Origin of the sequence: Yersinia enterocolitica (assembly GCA_002082245.2) — a bacterium.
Classification (GTDB): Bacteria; Pseudomonadota; Gammaproteobacteria; order Enterobacterales; family Enterobacteriaceae; genus Yersinia; species Yersinia enterocolitica_E.
Genome location: NBTC02000002.1, coordinates 1,910,606 through 1,931,833 on the forward strand (window position 1 = coordinate 1,910,606; position 21,228 = coordinate 1,931,833).

Consider the following 21,228-nt stretch of genomic DNA (forward strand, 5'->3'; position numbering starts at 1 on the left):
GCGGCGAGTTACACTACGAGTTGCTCCTCCTCATGATATTGATTTTGCCACATAGCGGCGTAACGCCCATTGGTCAGTAATAGTGCGTCGTGGCGGCCTCGCTCTACAATTGCGCCGGCATCCAATACAATAATTTCATCCGCATCAATGATTGTTGATAGGCGATGGGCAATCACCAACGTAGTATGGTCGCGACTAACTTCTCGCAGATGAGCCTGAATTTCGCGCTCAGTTTGCGTATCTAACGCACTGGTCGCTTCATCGAATACCAATATTGCGGGGTTTTTGAGAATAGTGCGCGCAATGGCTACCCGCTGTTTTTCGCCACCGGAAAGCTTCAACCCCCGTTCCCCTACCCGCGTATCATACCCATCTGGCAGGCTAGTAATAAATTTATGGATATGTGCCAGTTTTGCCGCGCGTTCTATCTCTGCAAAAGTTGCAGACGTTCTGCCATAAGCGATGTTATAACGCAATGTGTCATTAAACAGCACGGTATCCTGCGGTACAATGCCAATCGCTTCGCGCAAACTTGACTGGGTAACCGCCCGAATATCCTGATTATCAATATAAATCGCGCCGCCCGTCACATCATAAAAACGGAACAATAAACGTGAAAGCGTTGATTTCCCCGCACCGGAGGCCCCCACTACAGCGACTGTTTTACCTGCAGGGATGCTGAAACTCACGTTATCCAGAATAGGTCTGCGAGGGTCATAACCAAAGCTGACCGACTCAAAACGGACTTCACCTTGTGTCAGTTTCAAAGGTAATGCATCTGGTCTATCAGTCACTTCTTTCTTAACCATCAGCAGATCGAGCATATTTTCCATATCAATCAGTGCTTGTCTGATCTCAGAATAGATAAACCCAAAGAAATTAAGTGGTTGATATAACTGAAGCAGATAGGCATTAACTAATACGAAATCACCGATAGTCATGTTGCCCTGCGTGATACCTTGCGCCGCCATCGCCATCATGACGACCAATCCAATTGAGATTATTGCAGTCTGCCCAAGGCTCAATGCAGTAAAACTGAATTGATTTTTGATTGCCGCATGTTCATAGAGTTGCCGTGAGGTGTTGAAACGCTGCGCTTCAAACGCTTCATTACCAAAATATTTCACTGTTTCATAATTGAGCAAGCTGTCGATAGACTTAGTGTTAGCATCGGCATTGGCTTTATTTAGCTCACGCCTGAAGCGGGTTCGCCAACTGACGGCCATAACCGTAAACAAGATATAGCACCCAACCGTCACCAAAATCGCGATAGCAAACCAGCCATCTAATAGATGCCACATGATCAACGAAACCAGTGTTATTTCAAACAAAATTGGGAAGATAGAGAACAGCAAGCGCGAAAGTACAGTAGCAACGGCTTGAGTTCCTCGCTCAATTGACAGTGATAAACCACCGGTTTGTCGGTCCAGATGAAAGCGCAAACTTAGTTCATGCAATTGTTTAAATACACGTAAGCCGAGTAACCGAGTCGCATTCTGGCTAACATGTACAAACATCACGTTCCGCAGTTCCTCAAATAAGGAGGCGCTAATTCTGGCGATGCCGTATGCAATAATGAAACCAATTGGAATAGCCAGCATCTTGGCGTTCTCACTGCTTAATGTATCAACCATTGCCTTATAGGCCAGTGGGACCAGAGTGGTACTGACCTTGGAAACCACCATAAATATCACCGCAGCGACCAAATAATAGCGAAGCTTAGGGTTATTTTTAGGCCACAGATAAGGCAGCAGGAACTTTAGTAAGCGTGAACGATCCATATTTATCTATTTGTCATCTCAGGTGAAATAGTTGTATTTATTTTTTTATATTCTGCCACGTATAATTGGAATGGCCTAATGAGGCTATCAATATCTTGTCGCCGTAAAATTTAGCGACCTATGCTGAGTTGTCCTGCCCCTAGGATGATAGGGAATCAATGGGGGGACTCACTTCACTTGCCCCTCTTTTTTTGATTAACAGACGAGTCTTATAAATCATAAATATTTGTGCACTATAATTAATGCAAATTTACTTAATTTGAGGTTATCTGATGGTGTGGCTGGAACAAGGGCTGTATCTAAGAGTCAGTGAAATGGACAATGGGCCAAGGCCACTACCACTTCAGAGCGGCTTTAATGAAACATCTGCCTATCGAGCATTAGGTCTATTCAATCCATCAGAAACCTCAGATGCTTACTATATATTGTCTAATGACCGCGATGAGATATGGTTTATCTGTAATCGCCATTTACGAACAGTGGCGTTATCCCCACATCCTGAAGATTTTAGAAGACCACTTTCCTCATTCATTGATATGCCTGCGTAAGTACCCTGTTGAGCAACGGTAAAGCAGATGAAACTCATCAATAGTTAGCGAGTTGCGCAACCGCGCGCCTCTTGTTTCTGTGCAGTGATAAATTATGCTCATTATAACAAAGGGTCCATCGCCCTTATTCATTCATTTTTTTTGAACAAGATGAACGATTCTCTTTAGTATTCAAATTCTGTGATCGGAGTAACATTATTCCTATCGAAAGCAACCCGCTTTCACATACACAAATAGAAGAGAATTTATTATGAAAACTACCATCGCAGCAATCGCACTTATCGCAGCAATCCTGGCACCAACTGTTTCAATGGCAAATATCGGCGACAGTGATAGCTATAAAGGGACCTACTCTATCAGCCAGGGCCAGAATACTACCACCACTGATCAGACAGCCAAAAACTAAGACAAAATAATAGCATAAAGTCCCACTTAGATTAAGTGGGGCTATTTATTAATGCCTTTACATTTAGTCCCTGTAGTATTAAACATCCCCTCAGCCATCCGTAATTTATTTTATTATCATTAAATTATTTCTTATCTTATTCCCCTTCAAATCAAATTAACTTTATAAAAAATCGCCAATAAAAGATCGGTTATAGCCATAAAAATGCCCCGGCTTGGTTAATCGTTTGGTTTGTATACAAGGTGGGAAAATCACTGCGGCCTCCGAATCTCATCATGATATTCGCATTCGGAAGCCACTCTTGATTGCATTTTTATTCGTCGAAGAACCAGTAACCCTGATTAATCAATTCGGTTAACTCAGCCATGAAAGCTGGGTTATTTAGTGCCTCACCTAGCTCTTTCTTGCCAATCATGGTGTAACGACACAGTGCGTCAGCAGCTTTAGCATCGGTCGTTTCCAGCCGTTCACTGTTGATAAAGAAACTGTCGCCAACTTGCAGAACACGTAAGCCACTCAGGCGCGTCAAGATCTGACCATCCATCAAAGCACCCACAATTTCATCCTGCTCGTAGGGTGGTTGCGCGGCAGAGATATCCAACTCATGGCGCGGCGTGGTAGCAAAGCGGCCGAACCACTGCTTAAAATCTTCCGGCTGATTAATCATATCAACCATCATCTGGCGCAAGCGATCAAGCTCGTGTTCCTCAACCCGCCCCGGATGTTCCCGGCAGGTTAAATCAGGATCACTGTAGTGCTCACCGCCGAGATCTTTCTCCAGCGCATAGTCAGCAAAACTACTGATCAGATCCCTGCCATTCGGCCCGCGAAATCCGACAGAGTAATTGAGCGCCGTCTCATGGGTGAAACCGTCGTGCGGAAAGCCCGGCGGGATATATAAAATGTCACCCGGTTCGAGGTCTTCATCAATGATTGGTGTGAAAGGCTCAACGTGGAGCAGCGCCGGATGTGGGCAAAACTGCTTCAATGGTAATTTGTCACCCACGCGCCAGCGGCGGCTGCCCATCCCCTGAATGATAAAGACGTCGTATTGGTCGATATGCGGTCCAACACCCCCACCCGGTACGGAAAAAGAGATCATCAGATCGTCTAAACGCCAGTCCGGCAGCACGCGAAATGGGCGCACCAGTTCGGCAGACGGAGCATGCCAGTGGTTAACTGCCTGAGCCAACAACGACCATCCGGTCTCACCCAGATTATCAAAATGCTCAAACGGCCCATTACTGGCCTGCCACTGACCATTACTATGGCTGACTAGGCGGCTATCTACCTCCGCTTCCATCGCCAAACCCGCCAGTTCGTCTGGCGTAATAGGATCAATGAAGTTAGGGAAGGCATTTTTTAATATAACAGGTTGTTTTTGCCAGTATTTCTCTAAAAATTCGGGCCAATTAAGATTAAGTTGATAAGCCATGCTTTAACACCAGTGAGAAGACAAACGGCCCTGATTATAAAGTGGCTGCCCCATAGGCCGCCTTGTCATTGGTCAAGGCTATGTCGAGCGCATCAGCAAATAAGTCTATCCCCCCTCGCAAGATGGGGGGATAACGAACCCTTTCTACATATCGACAGGAATAGTGGTCGGTCTTATTACAATGCGTTAAATCGTGTTTCCACCTCGGTTATGGCGTCTACCCGTGTTTGATGTCGCCCCCCTTCAAATTCTGCATCAAGCCAGGCATCCACAATCATCTTAGCCAGTTCCAACCCTACGACCCTAGAGCCAAAAGCCAGTACATTAGTATTATTATGTTGTCGGGAAAGCTGTGCCGAATAAGGTTCGCTGCACACTACCGCGCGGATACCGGGATGTTTATTTGCCGTAATCGAGATGCCTACGCCCGTACCACAAATCAAGACGCCACCATCAACTTCCCCAGCCGTCACCGCCTCAGCAACTTCATTGGCATAACGTGGATAATCCGTACGTTCTGTAGACCACCAACCTTTGTCAATCACCTTGATGCCACGCGTTTGTAAGTGAGCAACAATATCCGCTTTCAGAATAAATCCAACATGATCGCAACCCAGAGCAATACTTTTCATTGAATAACCTCTCATTCGTCAGTAAGCCAAACTTCACAAATTTCATTTTTATGTGAGCTAAAACGATACTTTTAGTTAAAAACCCCGACAATGGCCGCAGCAATGTGTCCATTTTACGCACAATAATCATCGAATTTAAATAACTTGTGTAGTAACCATAAAGGACATCCCGTTAAATAACCTCTACGCAATACACACAACCAATTGATTTTAATTATAATAAATTGATTTATAATATTTAACCCCGCCAATGAGAAACTATACAAACCATAGTTACTTTATAAATTATCAAATTCTGTGAAGTTGATTGCATATTTCGTCAACACATTGTGGTGATATAGTGACGTCTTCAATTTTTGGACATGGGACCGAGATGAGTCAGTCAGAGTTTGATCAAGGTATTCCTAACGGGATCGGTATCGCCCCCTACCTACGAATGAAGCAGGAGGGGATGACGGAAAATGAAAGCCGTATTGTTGAATGGTTTCTTACACCTGGGAACTTGAGTGCCGCACCGGCGATTAAGGATGTTGCCGAGACCCTCATGGTGTCGGAAGCAATGATTGTTAAAGTTTCAAAACTGCTGGGTTTTAGTGGCTTTCGCAATCTGCGCAGTACGTTGATTGATTACTTCTCGCAGTCTGAACAGGTGTTACCGGCTGAGTTATCGTTTGATGAAGCGCCAGAGGATGTGGTTAATAAGGTATTTAACATCACCCTGCGCACGATTATGGAAGGGCAATCGATCGTTAACGTCGATGAAATCCACCGTGCTGCACGCTTTTTCTATGGTGCCAGACAGCGTGATTTATACGGCGTGGGTGGCTCGAATTCGATTTGTGCCGATATCGCGCATAAACTACTGCGTATAGGCGTGCGTTGCCAGGCTTACCAAGACGCACACATTATGATGATGTCCGCTGCATTACTGAAAGAAGGTGATGTGGTGCTGGTAGTGTCCCATTCCGGGCGCACCAGTGATTTAAAAGCCGCTGTAGAATTGGCAAAGAAGAATGGAGCGAAGATTATATGTATTACTCATAGCTATCACTCCCCTATTGCCAAACTGGCTGATTTTATTATTTGTTCGCCAGCACCAGAGACCCCTTTATTAGGGCGAAACGCCTCAGCGCGTATATTACAACTCACATTATTAGATGCATTTTTTGTTTCTGTAGCACAACAAGATATTGAACGAGCCACGATTAATCTGGAAAAAACCGGCGCTATTGTCGACTTTTTCCGGCGAGATAAATAATAGTAATAAAAAACCGGCATGTCTCTATTTTAAGACATGCCGGAACTCTCTCCCTACAATGAGAAATGAGCCATGAATAAACTTCTAAAACTCTTTAGTGGTGCAGCCATAGGTATGATGTTATCCACCAGTGCGTTCGCTGCCGCAGAGTATGCGGTTATTTTAAAAACGCTCTCTAATCCTTTTTGGGTGGATATGAAAAAAGGAATTGAAGAGGAGGCAAAAGTATTAGGTGTCAGTGTAGATATATTTGCGTCCCCCTCTGAAGGTGACTTTCAGTCTCAACTGCAATTATTCGAAGATCTGAGTAATAAGAATTACAAAGGTATAGCCTTTGCGCCACTGTCTTCAGTTAACCTGGTTATGCCTGTGGCTCGTGCCTGGCAAAAAGGAATTTATCTGGTCAATCTCGACGAGAAAATTGATATGGATAATCTGAAAAAAGCTAAAGGCAATGTCGAGGCCTTTGTCACGACCGACAATAATGCGGTAGGTGCCAAAGGAGCGGCTTTTATTATTGATAAATTAGGCACTACCGGTGGTGAAGTCGCTATTATCGAAGGTAAAGCGGGTAACGCTTCTGGTGAAGCACGCCGTGCGGGAGCAACGGAAGCATTTAAGCAAGCCAGCCAAATCAAATTAGTTGCCAGCCAGCCTGCTGATTGGGATCGTATTAAAGCGCTAGATGTCGCCACCAATGTTTTGCAGCGCAACCCCAATCTGAAAGCTATCTATTGTGCCAATGACACCATGGCGATGGGGGCAGCACAGGCAGTCGCCAATGCAGGTAAAGTTGGCAAGATTCTGGTTGTCGGCACCGACGGAATACCCGAAGCACGTAAGATGGTAGATGCCGGGCAAATGACCGCCACGGTTGCACAAAACCCAGCGAATATCGGTGCTACCGGGTTGAAGCTGCTGGTGGAAGCGGTTCAACGGGGGAAAGTGATCCCATTGGATAAACAGCCGCAGTTTACGCTAGTGGATTCTGTACTGGTCACCAAATAGCATTATAGCCGTACCCACCCGGCTAATATCCGATTAAAGAGCAGAGCCACTCACTCGGTTTTCCTCTTACGGGTTAGGTCGGGTAAGGGTAGATTTCGGTAGGAATAAAAAACTAAGGTGATTATATGGTCACGCCTTATATCTCTATGGCGGGGATCGGCAAATCCTTTGGGCCGGTTCATGCCTTAAAGTCCGTTGATTTAACTGTTTTCACACATGAAATTCATGCGTTATTAGGTGAGAATGGCGCAGGTAAATCAACGTTAATGAAAGTATTGTCAGGTATTCATTCTCCAACGAGTGGCTCAATAACTATTAATGATATTAATTACGACAAACTGGACCATAAACAGGCAGCGCAATTAGGTATCGGAATAATTTATCAGGAACTTAGTGTTATTGATGAATTGACAGTATTAGAAAATCTTTATATTGGCCGTCACCTGACGAAAAAAGTCTGCGGTATAAACATTGTAGACTGGAGAAAAATGCGTATCCAGGCAGCAATAATGTTATTGCGCGTAGGTTTAAAAGTCAGCCTTGATGAAAAAGTGGCTAATTTATCTATCAGTCATAAACAGATGTTGGAAATTGCTAAAACATTAATGCTCGATGCTAAAGTTATTATTATGGATGAGCCAACCTCATCACTAACTAATAAAGAGGTAGATTATCTCTTCTTAATTATGAATCAGTTGCGCAAGGAGGGCACAGCCATTGTTTATATCTCTCATAAACTGAATGAGATCCGCCGTATTTGCGATCGCTATACAGTAATGAAAGATGGTAGCAGTGTGTGTAGCGGCATGATTCAGGATGTCACTAACGACGATATTGTGCGCTTGATGGTCGGGCGCGAATTACAAAACCACTTTATTGCCTTCAAAGAAAATGCCGGCAACGTGGTACGCGACACGGTGTTTGAGGTGAAAAACCTGACCAGTCGCGATAAGAAAAAAGTCCGCGATATTTCGTTTACTGTCAGCCGCGGCGAGATCTTCGGGTTTGCCGGTTTGGTGGGTTCTGGCCGCACCGAATTAATGAATTGCCTGTTTGGTGTCGACAAAACCAGCCATGGCGAAGTCTGGCTGAATGGCAAAAATATCACCCCCCGCTCCCCGCTGGATGCACTGAAGAAAGGCATGGGCTATATCACTGAAAGCCGGCGTGAAAACGGTTTTTTCGGCAATTTCTCTATCGCTGAAAACATGGCTATCAGCCATAGCTTAAAAGAAGGGGGTTACAAAGGTGCAATGGGGTTGGTTAAGCCACAGCTTGAGCAGGAAATTGCCGAAGAACAACGAAGCCTACTGGCACTAAAGTGCCATTCGGTGTCGCAAAACATCACAGAACTGTCTGGCGGGAATCAGCAAAAAGTATTGATTTCTAAATGGTTATGCTGTCATCCCGACGTGATTATTTTTGATGAACCCACCCGAGGCATTGATGTGGGTGCTAAAGCCGAGATCTATAAAGTGATGCGCACCCTTGCGGATGAGGGGAAAGTCATTCTGATGGTCTCCTCTGAGCTTCCCGAAATTATTACCGTTTGCGACCGTATTGCGGTGTTTTGTGAAGGACGATTGACGCAAATCCTGACCAACCGCGATGACATCAGCGAAGAGGAGATTATGGCATGGGCATTACCACAAGAGTGAAATCGGATACGGCTGGGAAAAAGCCGTTTAACTTCGCCGCTTTTTGGGATAAATACGGCACTTTTTTCATTCTGGCGATCATTGTGGCTATCTTTGGCTCTATTTCGTCGGAGTATTTCCTTACTACCAATAACATCACGCAAATATTCGTCCAAAGCTCGGTCACCGTATTAATTGGGATGGGGGAGTTCTTTGCCATTTTAGTGGCGGGGATCGACTTGTCTGTTGGTGCGATTCTGGCGCTGTCTGGCATGGTTACCGCAAAATTGATGCTGGCTGGGGTCGATCCAATATTCGCAGCACTGATTGGTGGTGTGCTGGTAGGTGGCGCGCTGGGGGCCATCAATGGCTGTCTGGTCAACTGGACCGGCCTGCACCCTTTCATCATCACTCTTGGCACTAATGCCATTTTTCGCGGTATCACCTTGGTGATTTCTGATGCCAACTCGGTGTATGGCTTCTCGTTTGAGTTTGTAAATTTCTTTGCTGCCAGTGTGTTAGGCATTCCGGTACCGGTGTTATTCGCCCTGTTTATCGCCATAGTACTTTGGTTTCTGACCACCCGTACACGCCTTGGTCGCAATATCTACGCCTTGGGCGGCAATAAAAACTCAGCTTTCTATTCCGGCATCGATGTGAAATTTCACATGCTAGTCGTGTTTATCATCTCGGGTATTTGTGCCGGTCTTGCTGGCGTGGTTTCGACAGCCCGCCTTGGCGCGGCTGAACCGCTGGCCGGGATGGGGTTTGAAACCTATGCCATCGCCAGTGCCATTATTGGTGGTACCAGCTTCTTTGGGGGCAAGGGGCGCATCTTTTCTGTGGTTATTGGTGGCCTGATTATAGGCACCATCAATAACGGTCTAAATATTCTCCAAGTACAAACCTATTACCAACTGGTGGTGATGGGCGGCCTGATTATTGCCGCTGTCGCCCTCGACCGACTTATCAGTAAGTAAGGACTCGATAATGAAGATATCTCCCTCCCTGATGTGTATGGATTTGCTGAAATTTAAAGAGCAAATTGAATTTATTGACCAAAATGCGGACTATTTTCACATCGACATTATGGATGGCCATTTTGTGCCTAACCTGACACTGTCCCCCTTTTTCGTCAGCCAAGTGAAACGTATCGCTAACAAACCACTGGACTGCCACTTAATGGTGACGCGCCCGCAGGATTACATTGCGCCTTTGGCAAAAGCGGGCGCAGACTTTATCACGCTGCACCCAGAAACCCTCAACGGGCAAGCATTTCGCTTGATCGAGGAGATCCGCAGTTTAGGGATGAAAGTCGGCCTGATCCTCAATCCAGAAACACCGGTCGATAGCATGAAATATTACATTCATAAAGCAGATAAAATAACCGTCATGACGGTGGACCCTGGCTTTGCCGGACAGCCATTTATCCCTGAAATGTTAGATAAAATTGTTGAACTGAAAGCCTGGCGTGAAAAAAACCAGCTTAATTATGAAATTGAAATTGATGGTTCTTGTAATCAGGCAACTTACCAACGTCTGATTGAGGCTGGGGCCGATGTGCTAATTGTTGGTTCTTCTGGGCTGTTCAATCATGCCTCTGATATCGATAAAGCCTGGGCGCTGATGTCGCAACAAATCATTCATGCCAAGAGTGAGGTGTTACAGCATGCCTAAATATGACGTGGTGATCGGGGTCGATATGGGGGCGACCCATATCCGCTTTTGTTTACTCAAGCGCGATGGTGTGATGCTTCATTGTGAGAAGTTACGTACCGCTGATGTCATTGCCTCGGGGTTAGTTGCTGGATTAAGCGCCCGACTGCATCAATATCTTGAACGTTATAATGCATGCTGCCAAGGGCTGGTCATGGGGTTCCCGGCACTGGTAGAGAACGACAAAAAGAGCATTATTTCCACGCCAAATTTACCGTTAACCTCGACTGACCTGGCGGGGCTGGCCGATAAGCTGAGTGCGGCGCTACACTGCCCGGTTCAATTCGAGCGTGATGTTAATATGCAACTCTCCTATGACGTACATGAACATCAACTTGAGCGGCAATTGGTGCTCGGTGCTTATCTTGGTACCGGCATGGGGTTTGCTATCTGGATGAATGGCGCCCCCTGGACTGGAGCACACGGCGTAGCAGGTGAATTGGGCCATATCCCCATGGGAGATGATGAAAAGCAGTGTGGATGCGGCAATTACGGCTGTTTGGAAACCACCTGCTCCGGCTTAGCATTACGCCGATGGTATGACAGCACGCCGCGCGAGTTTGAGCTAAGTGAACTGTTTCTCTATGCCACCGGGCAGCCGTTTATTGTGCAGTTTATGCAACGAACGGCGAAAGCCATTGCCACCAGCATTAATCTGTTTGATCCCCATGCGATAGTGCTCGGCGGCGGGGTGATGGATATGCCGGGTTTCCCACTAGAAGCATTGATCCGGCAAATACGAACTTATTTGCGCCGCCCGCTTTCCCATGACGTAGTGCGCTTCGTGCAAGCTTCATCGTCAGCATTTAACGGTGCCAGCGGCGCTGCGACAATAGCCAGTAAACAGTGGTTTATTTGACTGAACCCACGTGTTCTTAAACGATGTCCTCTGCACCAGATATCGGCATATTGAGTCGCATGCTGATTATCTGCCCCGCAGCAGACCGGATTTCAAGTCGCCAGTGTTACCCTCCCTGACTCAGGGCTGCCCACCGCCCATACCGGTTTTAAACAATATTCTCCGTTGCCGACCGGTATAATTTTAACATGCTGGTCTGACTTATTTTAATATCTTAGCTGCCTGTGCAAGGTAGTCGCTCTTCGACAGTCATATTATCAATATATTCTTTAGCTAATTATTTGCTGAAATTGATATTCTATTTTTCGCATATTTAAAGACGAAATTATTCTGTAGAACTGCCATTTCAAATAATCATCCTCATGATATAGTCAAATCCTATTATTTCACCAATAAGATTCACAATAAGTGTAATTAACCACTCTTTTCATGTTGTTTTTACAAAAACTATATATTAGATAATTTTATATAACGGGGAAGTACTATCTTATGCGCAAAATAACTTATTTAATAACAACATTAGCTATCACACTGAGCACCTTTGCATTGTCAGCTAATGCTGCGCCGAAAGGCAAAGACGCTCCGGTGACGATTTTAGTTTCAGCATTAACATACAGTTTTCCTCATTTTGTTTTTCTACAAGAGCAACTTGAAGATGAAGCTAAAAAATTAGGTAATATAAAAATCATTCGCTCTGATGGCCAATTAAGCGCACCTAAACAAATTGCCGATATTGAAGCAGCAATTGTTCAAGGGGTTGATGGCATTATTATTGCCCCAGCCGATGCAACCGCTCTGGCTCCCGTATTACGTAATGCGATTAAAGAAGGTATTTCCGTGGTCACTATTGACCGCCCGGTAAATGGGGTACCCGAAGTTATTGCCAATGTAGCCGCAGATAATTTGATTGGTGCACAGCGTCAAGGGGAAGCCGTAGCAAAATTATTCCCTCAAGGAGCCACTATTATTAACTTACAGGGCATTCCGGGCGACAAAACAGCAAACGATCGTAATAAGGGTGTGCATGACACGTTGGATAAGCAGCCTGAACTTTACAAATTTGTTGCCGAGCAAACCGCACGCTTTAACCGTGACCAGGGCTTATCTGTTACAGAAAATCTGTTAACTGGCCTGGCTGAGACCCCAACAGTTATTGTTGCAGCTAATGATGACAGCGCATTAGGGGCCGCCCAAGCGGTTGAAGCGCGAGGCTTAAAAGGCAAGATTGCTATCTTTGGTTACGATGGTTCAACTGATGCATTGAAAGCGGTACGAGACGGTGTACTCACCGCGACAATCGATCAGTACCCAGGGAAACAAGGCCGAGAGGCAGTAAAAATTCTGACCGATTACATCCGTACAGGTGCTCGCCCGGCAACAGCAGATGTCTTGGTTAGCCCTGTCGCAATTACCAGCAAAAATCTTAATGATGCAGAACGAATCGGGCTCGTAAAATAATGTCGTCCGCTATGTTATCACTCTCATCGCCACCCGATTCTCCGGAAATCAATCGGGAAATAGATGAATATATTAGTGTCAGGAATCTGACCAAATTATTTTTTGGTCAGACGGTGCTTGATAACGTCTCTTTTTCTTTGCAGGTGGGGGAAATAAGAGCGTTATTAGGCGAAAATGGGGCCGGTAAATCAACACTAATTAATATATTAAGTGGCGTGCACCAACCTGATGGCGGCACTATTATTTTGCAAGGTCATACGGCCTCATTTAATAAACCACTTGATGCCTGGAAGGCGGGTATTACAACTATTCATCAGGAATTTAGCCTGTTCCCTGATTTAACGGTGGCCGAAACTATTTTCACCGGACATTTACCGGTGAATCGATTTGGTTTTGTCCGTTGGAACACCATAGTGAAAGATGCGCACCACGTATTGGCATTACTTGGCGTGACTATCAATCCCTTACGCAAGATTGCTGAATTAAGCATTGCTGAACAGCAGTTAGTTGAAATTGCACGGGCGCTAACCTCCAAACCCCGATTAATTATTATGGATGAGCCAACCGCTGCATTAAGTCCAACGGAAGTGGATAAATTACAACAGGTGGTACGTACCATTGCTAAAAGCGGAGTGGCTGTTATTTACGTCAGTCACCGCCTTGAAGAAATTAAAACCTTATGCCAAACCTACAGCGTGTTAAGAGATGGTCTACTGGTCGGAGAAGGAGACGTCAAAGATATCTCTATTGAGAGTCTGGTCCGTTTGATGGTAGGGCGCGATTTAGCACAGTTCGACCGCAATGCGAGCCATATTACAGGTAGCAATATTCTGGAAGTCGAAAACCTGTCGAGTGCAGCGACGGGAGCTGAACGTGTCACCGTACGTAATGTCAGCTTTACGGCCAGGGCGGGTGAAATTGTCGGTTTTGCCGGGCTGGTAGGGGCCGGAAGAACTGAGATTGCCCGGCTGTTATTTGGCGCAGACCCAATAGGAAGCGGGACATTACGTATTAAGGGCAAAGCCTACCACCCGGCCTCCCCCCGTGATGCAATTGCTGCCGGTATTGGTCTGGTGCCGGAAGACCGTAAGCAGCAAGCCTTGTTTATGTCGCTCACGGTGGAAGAGAATTTCGCGATTATCTACTCCCCTTTACGCACGACCCGCCACGTCATTGATCGTCAACGTGAACGGATTTCCTTTCTTGATTTTAAAAAACAGCTAAACCTGCGCGCCGTCAGTTTAGGGGCCAATATTGCCACCTTATCAGGGGGCAATCAGCAAAAGGTAGTACTGGCACGTTGGATGGCTCAGCACCCAGCGTTGCTGATTGTCGATGAGCCGACGCGCGGCGTCGATATTGCCGCAAAAGCGGATGTCCACCGGTTGCTACGTGATATGGCGGCAAAGGGTGTCGCTATCATTCTGATTTCCTCGGATTTACCTGAAGTCCTTGCCGTCAGTGACCGTATTCTCACTCTGCGCGCCGGTCAATTGACCGGGGAGTTGTCGGCACAGGAAGCGAATGAAGAAAACGTTATGCAATTAATGACGCGCCCTATTGCGCAAGTATGAATTAATTTATTGGATTAGAGATATGACTATGAGCTCGACAATCCTGATTAAAAATCAAAACAGCAATAAGAAAAAAGCTCTTCTGGCGCGTTATGCCCCACTTATTTTTCTTGTGTTGCTGATGGCGCTATTTACGTTATTGGCTCCGCGTTTTCTCTCATCAATCAATCTTTTTAATATTGTCAGGCAAGTTTCTATCTACGGCATTATCGCGGTGGGAATGACATTTATTATTCTGACCCGTGGCATTGATTTATCCGTCGGGGCGATTGCCGCTTTATCGGGAATGGTCGCCGCGGTAGTCGCCAAAGGCGGTATTGAAGGCCAGTTTATGCTGTTCTCTGATGGGCGGGAAATTGCCTGGCAATGGGCAGCATTGGCCGCAATTATCACCGGCGGACTAGCGGGCGCATTACAAGGATTGATTATTGCCCGCCTGACTGTACCCGCCTTTGTCGTGACCTTGGGCGGGCTGACCGTATTTCGCGGGCTAACGCTGATGATAAGTAATGGCAGCCCGGTCAGTGGGGTTGATGAAGCCTTTGGTTGGTGGGGGCGTGGCATGGTTGGCCCGGTTCCGGTGCCAGTCATCGTCTTTGCGCTGGTCGCGATTATTGCCTCACTCACGTTGCACTTTACCCGCTATGGCCGATCCATTTATGCCATTGGATCGAATCCTGAAGCGGCACGTTTATGTGGCCTGAATGTGAAAGGCGTGGTGACCAGTGTTTATGCGCTAACCGGATTATTCGCCGGGCTAGGCGGCTTTTTACTCACCGCACGCCTGAATTCGGCAGAAGCCGTGGCGGGTAACCAGTATGAATTGTATGTGATAGCGGCGGTAGTTATTGGTGGCACCAGTTTGTATGGCGGAACCGGCAGTATTTGGGGAACGGTAATTGGCACACTGCTGATTGGTGTGTTGTTAAACGGACTGGTCATTCTAAATATATCCCCATACATACAGCAGTTGCTGATCGGCATCATTATTGTTGCCGCCGTGACATTTGATATTTTCATCAAGAGGCAAAAAAGATGAGCAGAGCTATCTTCCTTACCGGCACCTCTGTCATCGAGGCGGCCAAACAAACTCTGTCCGCAACCTCTTTATCCGCTGAATTTGACAATGGATCTTTACGTTGGATTCGCTGGCATGGCGTAGAAATTTTACGGGCGGTGACCTTCTTGGTTCGCACTCCGGGATGGGGAACGCCAGAACCGCAGATTAGTGGGTTGGATATTCATCAGAGTGATGATGCCTTTAAAGTGAACTATCAGGCACATTACGTTAATGGCAGCGAACAACTCAGGGTCAATATCCACTTTGCAGGCCGTAGCGATGGAACATTGTCAGCAAGCGCCCGTATTGCTGCCGACACCTCTTTTGAAACCAATCGTACCGGTTTTGTTGTACTGTATCCCTTGGTCGGGTTTGCCGGTACCACCGTTCATGTCGAACATGCGACGGGAGAAAGTACCGATTTAACCATCCCTGATGCCATCAGCCCTGGGCAACCTATATTCAATATTCGGGCAATTACCCATCGGCCGATTGAGAATATCTCCGTTGTCACTCGATTTGATGGTGATATTTTTGAAGCCGAAGACCATCGCAATTGGTCGGATGCCTCTTTTAAGATATACAACCGCCCGATTGGTTTGCCTTATCCCTATCGCTTGCTACCAGAGCAGGTGTTGCATCAATCAGTCATCATTCATATCAGCGACAACACCAACCGATCACCAGATAAACCGGTCATTGATGCGGCACCCATTGCCCGCGTGGATGTTGGCGCGCTAACCCAACAATCCATGCCAGCCATTGGCTTGGGGCTGTCTGCTGATGAGAGTGCACAGGCTATCGCTTATACATCACAACTGGCCAATATTGGCCCGGTACATTTTTTGCTGCGCTATGACCCCTCCTCGTCACACAATATTGAACATCTCGCCGCCGCAAGCCAACTGGCTTCCCGCACAACGTTTCCGGTAGCGGTTGAATTACTGTTAACCGCCAGCCATGACCCGGCACCGGAGATAGCACAGGCAGCAAAACTGTTGCAAGATGTTGGCATCTCGCCGGTATCAGTGGCTATTTTCGCCAAAACGGATGAACGCTCATTCCAGCCCGGTGAGGTTCGCCCACCATCCCCCACTGATACCACTATCTATGCTGAAGCTAAAAACGCCTTCCCTGGTATTCCGGTAGGGGGCGGAAGCCCTGCATTCTTTACTGAATTCAACCGCAAGCGCCCTTCTCTTGGTGCATTTGATTTTATTACACATGCGACAACACCCACCGTTCATGCGGCGGATGATGCCTCAGTAATAGAAACCTTGCAGTCATTACCACACATCATTCGCTCCGCTCGGCACATCGCTGGCAATGTGCCATATCGCATTGGCCCTATTGGGATTGGCGCGCGGTTAAACCCATATGGCGAGGGTCCGGTCGTTAATCCGAATTCTGCCCGCGTGGGGCTGGCCGCGAATGATCCTCGCCAGCGCGGCCTATTTGCTGCGGCGTGGCATGTTGGCTACGCCGCCGTAATCGCAAAATATGGCATTGATAGCTTGGTTCTGGCGGCACCGACCGGGCCGTTTGGCGTGATTTCAACTAAACAGCGCTATGCCCGCCAGTGGTGGGATGAACAGAGTCAAGGTAGCGTGTATCCGTTATTTCATGTGGTGGCTGATTTGGCTTCCGCCAGTGGTAAACCGCGCCTTGAGGTGACATCAAGCAATGAAAAACTGGCCGTTATTGGCTGGCAGGAAAACCGTGAAAACATCTTGTTGATTGCCAATCTTGCCAGTGAACCGGTGAATGTCACGGTGGCAGATGTGGATCTTGTAAAGGTTCGTATCCTGGATGTTGCTCACAGTGAGCAGGCCGCACTATCACCACAGCTATTCCGCCAAGCAAGTGAGGCACGGGATATTGGTCAGGGCATCAGTCTGGATGCTTATGCGGTCGCAAGAATCAGTTATCAGAGACCATTAAATAAATGACTTCAAAACTGAAAGGGGCCGTTATTGGCTGTGGCTTTTTTGCCCAAAATCATCTGGCCGGTTGGAAAGATATTGAAGATGTCGACATTGTCGCGGTATGTGATCTGGATATTGAGAAAGCCAAAGCAGCGGCAGAGAAATTCGGCATCGCGCATTATACCGACGATGCTAATGCGCTGTTGGCGGCACAAACATTAGATTTTGTCGATCTTCCCACCACGATGGAAACCCATGAAGCCTTGGTTCGCACTGCGGTGTCACACCACATCGCGGTGATTGTGCAAAAACCGTTTGCGCCCGACCTTGCGGGATGCCGACGGATGGTTGCCATGGCACAAGCCGCGAATGTGCCGCTGATGGTCCATGAAGACTTTCGCTTTCAGAATGTATTCAGGGCCGCCAAAAAAATTATCGACCGTGGTGAATTGGGCCAATTAACCTTTGGCCGGCTCTCCTGGCGAACCGCCATTGATGTCTATTCGAACCAACCTTATCTGATAAAAGTTAAACGTTTCATGATCATGGACGTCGGGATCCACTTATTGGATCTGGCGAGATTCCTATTTGGCGAGGTTCAGGGGGTGTTTTGCCGCACGCAGCAAATCAAGGTGGGTATTGCCGGTGAAGATGCTGCCACCCTCTTGCTCTCACATGAGAATGGCGCAACGACAGTGCTCGATTTCAGCTATGCCTCACAACGCTATCCAGACCCCTTCCCACAAACATTGGTCGAGATTGAAGGTACCGCAGGCACCTTGTTAATTGGCGCCGATCAGGTGCTAACCCTCCATACCCAGGGTGAGTCCCGGCAAGAAAAGATCGAACATGACGCGCGTTCATGGACGAGTGAGCCATGGAAACAGATTCAGGACAGCGTGGTGCATACGCAACGCCATTTTATTGAGTGTTTGCGCCAGAATCGCGAACCGGAGACGTCGGGGCGGGACAGTTTATTAACCTATGGTTTGCTTGAGGCGGCCTATTTGTCAGCGGCCACTGCGCAGCAAGTTCTGCCCGAGAGAGATTAAGTATCACGAGGTGAAATGATGGGATTAGAAAATACACGGCCGCTGGGAAGATCAGGGTTGCAAATACCGACCATTGGGGTAGGAACATGCCCACTCGGCGAATTGTTCGAAGAAATTACTGAACAGGATGCGCAAGCAACACTAGAAACCGCATGGAATAGTGGTATCCGCTTATATGACACCGCACCTTGGTATGGGCGCGGCCAAGGAGAGCATAGAACCGGGCGATTTCTGTATAGAAAGCATCGTGACGATTATGTGCTGTCAACCAAAGTAGGCCGACGCTTGTTAGCGCCCCGCTCGCGTGACACCTTCCAAACAGCACCCTGGCAAGGTGGCCTGGCCTTTGACCATGTCCATGATTACACCTATGACGGCATCTTGCGCTCGTATGAAGACAGCCTACAGCGATTGGGGATCAATAAAGTCGATATTTTATATATCCATGACTTAGATACTGGCTATTTCCCCCATGAGCAAGCGTTACTTGGCAAGTTAAAAGAGTTGGAGTCTGGCGGTTTCAGGGCATTGGAAGAGTTGAAAGCAGCCGGTGAGATTGCCGCGTTCGGGGCTGGAATTAATGAGCCGGGTATGATTAACCGCTTTCTGGATCGCTATCCCTTAGATGTGTTTCTGGTAGCGTCTCGCTACACCTTACTGGAGCAAGAGATCTACGCTGACGAGCTATTGCGGGCGCAACAACAAGGGGCCGGCATTGTCATTGGCGGCGTATTTAACTCCGGTGTATTGGCGACCGGCATCCATGATGGCGCACGTTATGACTATGGCAAATTACCGGTTTCTGTTGCTGATAGAGTCAAAAAACTGCAAGCCGTCGCGGCTGACTTTGCGGTGCCACTCGCGGCGGCCGCCTTGCAATTTCCGTTAGGATTCAGTGCCGTCACTAGTGTGCTGTACGGCCCCTCCAGATTCGCTGAAGTTACGCAAAATTCATTGAGTTTTCAGCACCCTATTCCAACAGCATTTTGGCATACCTTAAGAACGCAGGGGTTGATTGCGGAACATATTCCACTACCCGGCCTGCCGGTATAAACGCAGACCCGTTATTTTTACCAGGGGGTTTTATGACATACAAAACAATAATTTCTGCCAAAGAATTAGCTGAACATCTACATGATACCGATTGGGTCATTTTGGATGCACGCTTCACACTGGATGATGAAAGTTGGGGGCAAAGTCAGTACTTGGTGGGGCACATCCCCGGCGCTCACTATGCAAATTTGGCCACTGATTTATCTGGCACCGTCATTCCAGGGCATACCGGCCGGCGACCACTGCCACAAATTGATGTGTTTGCAAAAACGCTGTCTCAGTGGGGAATTGGCCCCAACACCCAAGTTATTGTGTATGACGCAAGCGGGGGATTGATGGCTGCATCACGAACATGGTGGATGTTGCGCTGGTTGGGACATGATGCGGTGGCGGTATTGGATGGCGGCTGGCCTTTATGGCTTAAGTCCGGTTACCCAACCACCATCGAGATTCCGCCACCGGCTTTTGCCACCTTCGTTGCGCAAGAGCGCCCTGATTATATCGCGAACGTAACGCTGGTCGATAACGTTCGCCAGAACCCTGAGTGGGCGGTGTTTGATTCCCGCTCGGAAGAAGGTTTCCATGGCGGGGGGGTCTATCATGATCCCGTTCGTGGCCACATTCTTGGCGCCAGGTTGGCTGACCGTGCGAACACGCTCGATAGCAATGGGCAATTTCGCTCACCACAAGAGTTACGCCAGCATTACACCCGCTTATTGGGGGATGTGCCGATTGATCGCACAGTATTTTACTGTGGATCTGGGGTCACTGCGGCACAGAATCTGTTGGCTGTAGCGCATGCCGGTCTGGGGGATGCCAAACATTATGTAGGTTCTTGGAGTGAATGGATTATTGATCCCACCCGTGCCGTTGAATTGTAGCTTTTCGTGGAGATACGGCGTTTAACATTTTATCTCAATGCTGGCTGTCGCGTCAGCAGGTCACTATCTGAAGGTATCTATGAGTAATATTATTGATAAGTTGTTTTCTTTACAGGGCAAAGTGGTGCTGGTTTCTGGGGCTGGCGGAGCGATTGGCAGTGTGCTAAGTAAGGCGCTGGCAAATGCTGGTGCGACCGTGGCATTACACGATATTGACATCGCACGTATCAAACCGGTGCAAGAAGCGATTGAAGCTGAAGGAGGCAACGCCTTATCGATTACCGCTGATTTGAGTGATGTCGCGGCTTGCCGACAGTTGGTCGATACCGTGTATGACAAACTGGGGCAGATTGATGTTTTGCTCACCAGTGCTGGTGTCAATCGCAGAAAACCTATTAAAGATGTCACTGCTGAAGACTTTGATGCCATCATTGATATTAATTTACGTAGCGTCTACTTTTTGGCACAAGCCGTCCAACCCTATATGGCGAAACAGGGTGGCGGTAAAATCGTTAATATCAGCTCACTTAGCGCGAAACATGCATTCAATACGATCTCTGTTTATGCCGCATCAAAAGCAGCCGTCAGCCAATTAACCAAGGCGATGGCCCGCGAATGGGTGGGTGACAATATTCAAGTTAATGCGATTGAACCTGGTTTTATTAAAACCGAATTTACGCGCCCCTTGTGGGATGACGAATATCGTTCAAAATGGTTCCAGAACTTTATTCCGCAAGGGCGTTTAGGTAACCCAGATGATTTGATTGGCGCGGTACTCTTTTTAAGCTCGTCTGCCTCGGCCTATTTGACCGGGCAAGCGATTACCATTGATGGTGGCGTGTTATCAGGTTCTTCATGGGTGAATCCAGAAATAGCCTAAATACCCGCCATCCTTACCAGCAATAAATCTGGTGTTATTTACAAGAATAGTTTTGATGTTATTTG

18 protein-coding genes are annotated in these 21,228 nt (G+C 47.3%); 15 read left to right on the plus strand and 3 right to left on the minus strand.

The window, feature by feature from the left end:
* Nucleotides 1–8 precede the first annotated feature (8 nt).
* The gene (locus A6J66_010230) at nucleotides 9–1,781 is read right to left on the minus strand and encodes an ABC transporter ATP-binding protein/permease (GenBank protein ID PNM24530.1); all 1,773 of its coding nucleotides are present in this window, start codon (nucleotides 1,779–1,781) and stop codon (nucleotides 9–11) included.
* 272 nt (nucleotides 1,782–2,053) lie between these two features.
* Between A6J66_010230 and A6J66_010235 the strand changes: the two genes are divergently transcribed.
* Entirely contained in the window at nucleotides 2,054–2,329 is a 276-nt protein-coding gene (locus A6J66_010235) for a hypothetical protein (GenBank protein PNM24531.1), read from the plus strand.
* Between the two features lie 719 nt (nucleotides 2,330–3,048).
* On the opposite strand, the gene A6J66_010240 is transcribed toward A6J66_010235, so the two are convergent.
* Together A6J66_010240 and rpiB are read right to left on the minus strand one after the other, a co-directional pair.
* Nucleotides 3,049–4,170, minus strand: coding sequence for a cupin domain-containing protein (locus A6J66_010240; protein ID PNM24532.1), 1,122 nt, complete (start codon nucleotides 4,168–4,170; stop codon nucleotides 3,049–3,051).
* 176 nt (nucleotides 4,171–4,346) lie between these two features.
* A complete protein-coding gene (gene rpiB / locus A6J66_010245) occupies nucleotides 4,347–4,802 on the minus strand; it encodes a ribose 5-phosphate isomerase B (protein PNM24533.1) in 456 nt (151 codons plus the stop codon).
* A gap of 373 nt (nucleotides 4,803–5,175) precedes the next feature.
* Here rpiB and A6J66_010250 point away from each other — a divergent pair, with 373 nt between their 5' ends.
* The 14 genes from A6J66_010250 to A6J66_010315 all read left to right on the plus strand — a co-directional run bounded on the left by A6J66_010250 (nucleotide 5,176) and on the right by A6J66_010315 (nucleotide 21,163).
* Nucleotides 5,176–6,060, plus strand: a complete 885-nt coding sequence (locus A6J66_010250; protein ID PNM24534.1) for an SIS domain-containing protein — start codon at nucleotides 5,176–5,178, stop codon at nucleotides 6,058–6,060.
* A gap of 72 nt (nucleotides 6,061–6,132) precedes the next feature.
* Complete coding sequence (locus tag A6J66_010255; protein PNM24535.1) at nucleotides 6,133–7,068, plus strand: allose ABC transporter; 936 nt, start codon at nucleotides 6,133–6,135, stop codon at nucleotides 7,066–7,068.
* Nucleotides 7,069–7,193: 125 nt separating this feature from the next.
* Entirely contained in the window at nucleotides 7,194–8,726 is a 1,533-nt protein-coding gene (locus A6J66_010260; protein PNM24536.1) for an allose ABC transporter ATP-binding protein, read from the plus strand.
* On the plus strand, nucleotides 8,705–9,685 hold the full coding sequence (locus tag A6J66_010265) for an allose ABC transporter (protein PNM24537.1): 981 nt from the start codon (nucleotides 8,705–8,707) through the stop codon (nucleotides 9,683–9,685). The genes A6J66_010260 and A6J66_010265 overlap by 22 nt, the downstream gene beginning before the upstream one ends.
* Nucleotides 9,686–9,695: 10 nt before the next feature.
* Nucleotides 9,696–10,382: a ribulose-phosphate 3-epimerase gene (rpe, locus tag A6J66_010270; GenBank protein PNM24538.1), complete on the plus strand. Its 687-nt coding sequence runs from the start codon at nucleotides 9,696–9,698 to the stop codon at nucleotides 10,380–10,382.
* Between the two features lie 7 nt (nucleotides 10,383–10,389).
* Nucleotides 10,390–11,280, plus strand: coding sequence for an allose kinase (locus tag A6J66_010275; GenBank protein PNM26970.1), 891 nt, complete (start codon nucleotides 10,390–10,392; stop codon nucleotides 11,278–11,280).
* A 489-nt stretch (nucleotides 11,281–11,769) separates the two neighbouring features.
* Entirely contained in the window at nucleotides 11,770–12,738 is a 969-nt protein-coding gene (locus A6J66_010280) for a sugar ABC transporter substrate-binding protein (GenBank protein PNM24539.1), read from the plus strand.
* A gap of 113 nt (nucleotides 12,739–12,851) precedes the next feature.
* Nucleotides 12,852–14,312 (plus strand): sugar ABC transporter ATP-binding protein, encoded by a 1,461-nt coding sequence (locus A6J66_010285; GenBank protein ID PNM26971.1) that lies wholly within the window; start codon nucleotides 12,852–12,854, stop codon nucleotides 14,310–14,312.
* 28 nt (nucleotides 14,313–14,340) lie between these two features.
* Nucleotides 14,341–15,351: an ABC transporter permease gene (locus A6J66_010290; protein PNM26972.1), complete on the plus strand. Its 1,011-nt coding sequence runs from the start codon at nucleotides 14,341–14,343 to the stop codon at nucleotides 15,349–15,351.
* Nucleotides 15,348–17,321: a hypothetical protein gene (locus A6J66_010295; protein PNM24540.1), complete on the plus strand. Its 1,974-nt coding sequence runs from the start codon at nucleotides 15,348–15,350 to the stop codon at nucleotides 17,319–17,321. Before A6J66_010290 ends, A6J66_010295 begins: the two co-directional genes overlap by 4 nt.
* Nucleotides 17,318–18,349 carry a gfo/Idh/MocA family oxidoreductase gene (locus A6J66_010300; GenBank protein ID PNM24541.1) on the plus strand — a complete coding sequence of 344 codons (1,032 nt, stop codon included), beginning with the start codon at nucleotides 17,318–17,320 and terminating at the stop codon, nucleotides 18,347–18,349. Before A6J66_010295 ends, A6J66_010300 begins: the two co-directional genes overlap by 4 nt.
* Before the next feature lie 18 nt (nucleotides 18,350–18,367).
* Nucleotides 18,368–19,402: an aldo/keto reductase gene (locus A6J66_010305; protein PNM24542.1), complete on the plus strand. Its 1,035-nt coding sequence runs from the start codon at nucleotides 18,368–18,370 to the stop codon at nucleotides 19,400–19,402.
* A 32-nt stretch (nucleotides 19,403–19,434) separates the two neighbouring features.
* Complete coding sequence (locus A6J66_010310) at nucleotides 19,435–20,283, plus strand: sulfurtransferase (GenBank protein PNM24543.1); 849 nt, start codon at nucleotides 19,435–19,437, stop codon at nucleotides 20,281–20,283.
* A gap of 37 nt (nucleotides 20,284–20,320) precedes the next feature.
* Nucleotides 20,321–21,163, plus strand: coding sequence for a 3-oxoacyl-ACP reductase (locus A6J66_010315; protein ID PNM24544.1), 843 nt, complete (start codon nucleotides 20,321–20,323; stop codon nucleotides 21,161–21,163).
* Nucleotides 21,164–21,228: the final 65 nt, after the last annotated feature.

Coding starts and splice junctions, on each gene's coding strand:
- A6J66_010230 (PNM24530.1), bottom strand. CDS start 1,781: ATGGATCGTTCACGCTTACTAAAGTTCCTGCTGCCTTATCTGTGGCCT.
- A6J66_010235 (PNM24531.1), top strand. CDS start 2,054: ATGGTGTGGCTGGAACAAGGGCTGTATCTAAGAGTCAGTGAAATGGAC.
- A6J66_010240 (PNM24532.1), bottom strand. CDS start 4,170: ATGGCTTATCAACTTAATCTTAATTGGCCCGAATTTTTAGAGAAATAC.
- rpiB (PNM24533.1), bottom strand. CDS start 4,802: ATGAAAAGTATTGCTCTGGGTTGCGATCATGTTGGATTTATTCTGAAA.
- A6J66_010250 (PNM24534.1), top strand. CDS start 5,176: ATGAGTCAGTCAGAGTTTGATCAAGGTATTCCTAACGGGATCGGTATC.
- A6J66_010255 (PNM24535.1), top strand. CDS start 6,133: ATGAATAAACTTCTAAAACTCTTTAGTGGTGCAGCCATAGGTATGATG.
- A6J66_010260 (PNM24536.1), top strand. CDS start 7,194: ATGGTCACGCCTTATATCTCTATGGCGGGGATCGGCAAATCCTTTGGG.
- A6J66_010265 (PNM24537.1), top strand. CDS start 8,705: ATGGGCATTACCACAAGAGTGAAATCGGATACGGCTGGGAAAAAGCCG.
- rpe (PNM24538.1), top strand. CDS start 9,696: ATGAAGATATCTCCCTCCCTGATGTGTATGGATTTGCTGAAATTTAAA.
- A6J66_010280 (PNM24539.1), top strand. CDS start 11,770: ATGCGCAAAATAACTTATTTAATAACAACATTAGCTATCACACTGAGC.
- A6J66_010290 (PNM26972.1), top strand. CDS start 14,341: ATGAGCTCGACAATCCTGATTAAAAATCAAAACAGCAATAAGAAAAAA.
- A6J66_010295 (PNM24540.1), top strand. CDS start 15,348: ATGAGCAGAGCTATCTTCCTTACCGGCACCTCTGTCATCGAGGCGGCC.
- A6J66_010300 (PNM24541.1), top strand. CDS start 17,318: ATGACTTCAAAACTGAAAGGGGCCGTTATTGGCTGTGGCTTTTTTGCC.
- A6J66_010305 (PNM24542.1), top strand. CDS start 18,368: ATGGGATTAGAAAATACACGGCCGCTGGGAAGATCAGGGTTGCAAATA.
- A6J66_010310 (PNM24543.1), top strand. CDS start 19,435: ATGACATACAAAACAATAATTTCTGCCAAAGAATTAGCTGAACATCTA.
- A6J66_010315 (PNM24544.1), top strand. CDS start 20,321: ATGCTGGCTGTCGCGTCAGCAGGTCACTATCTGAAGGTATCTATGAGT.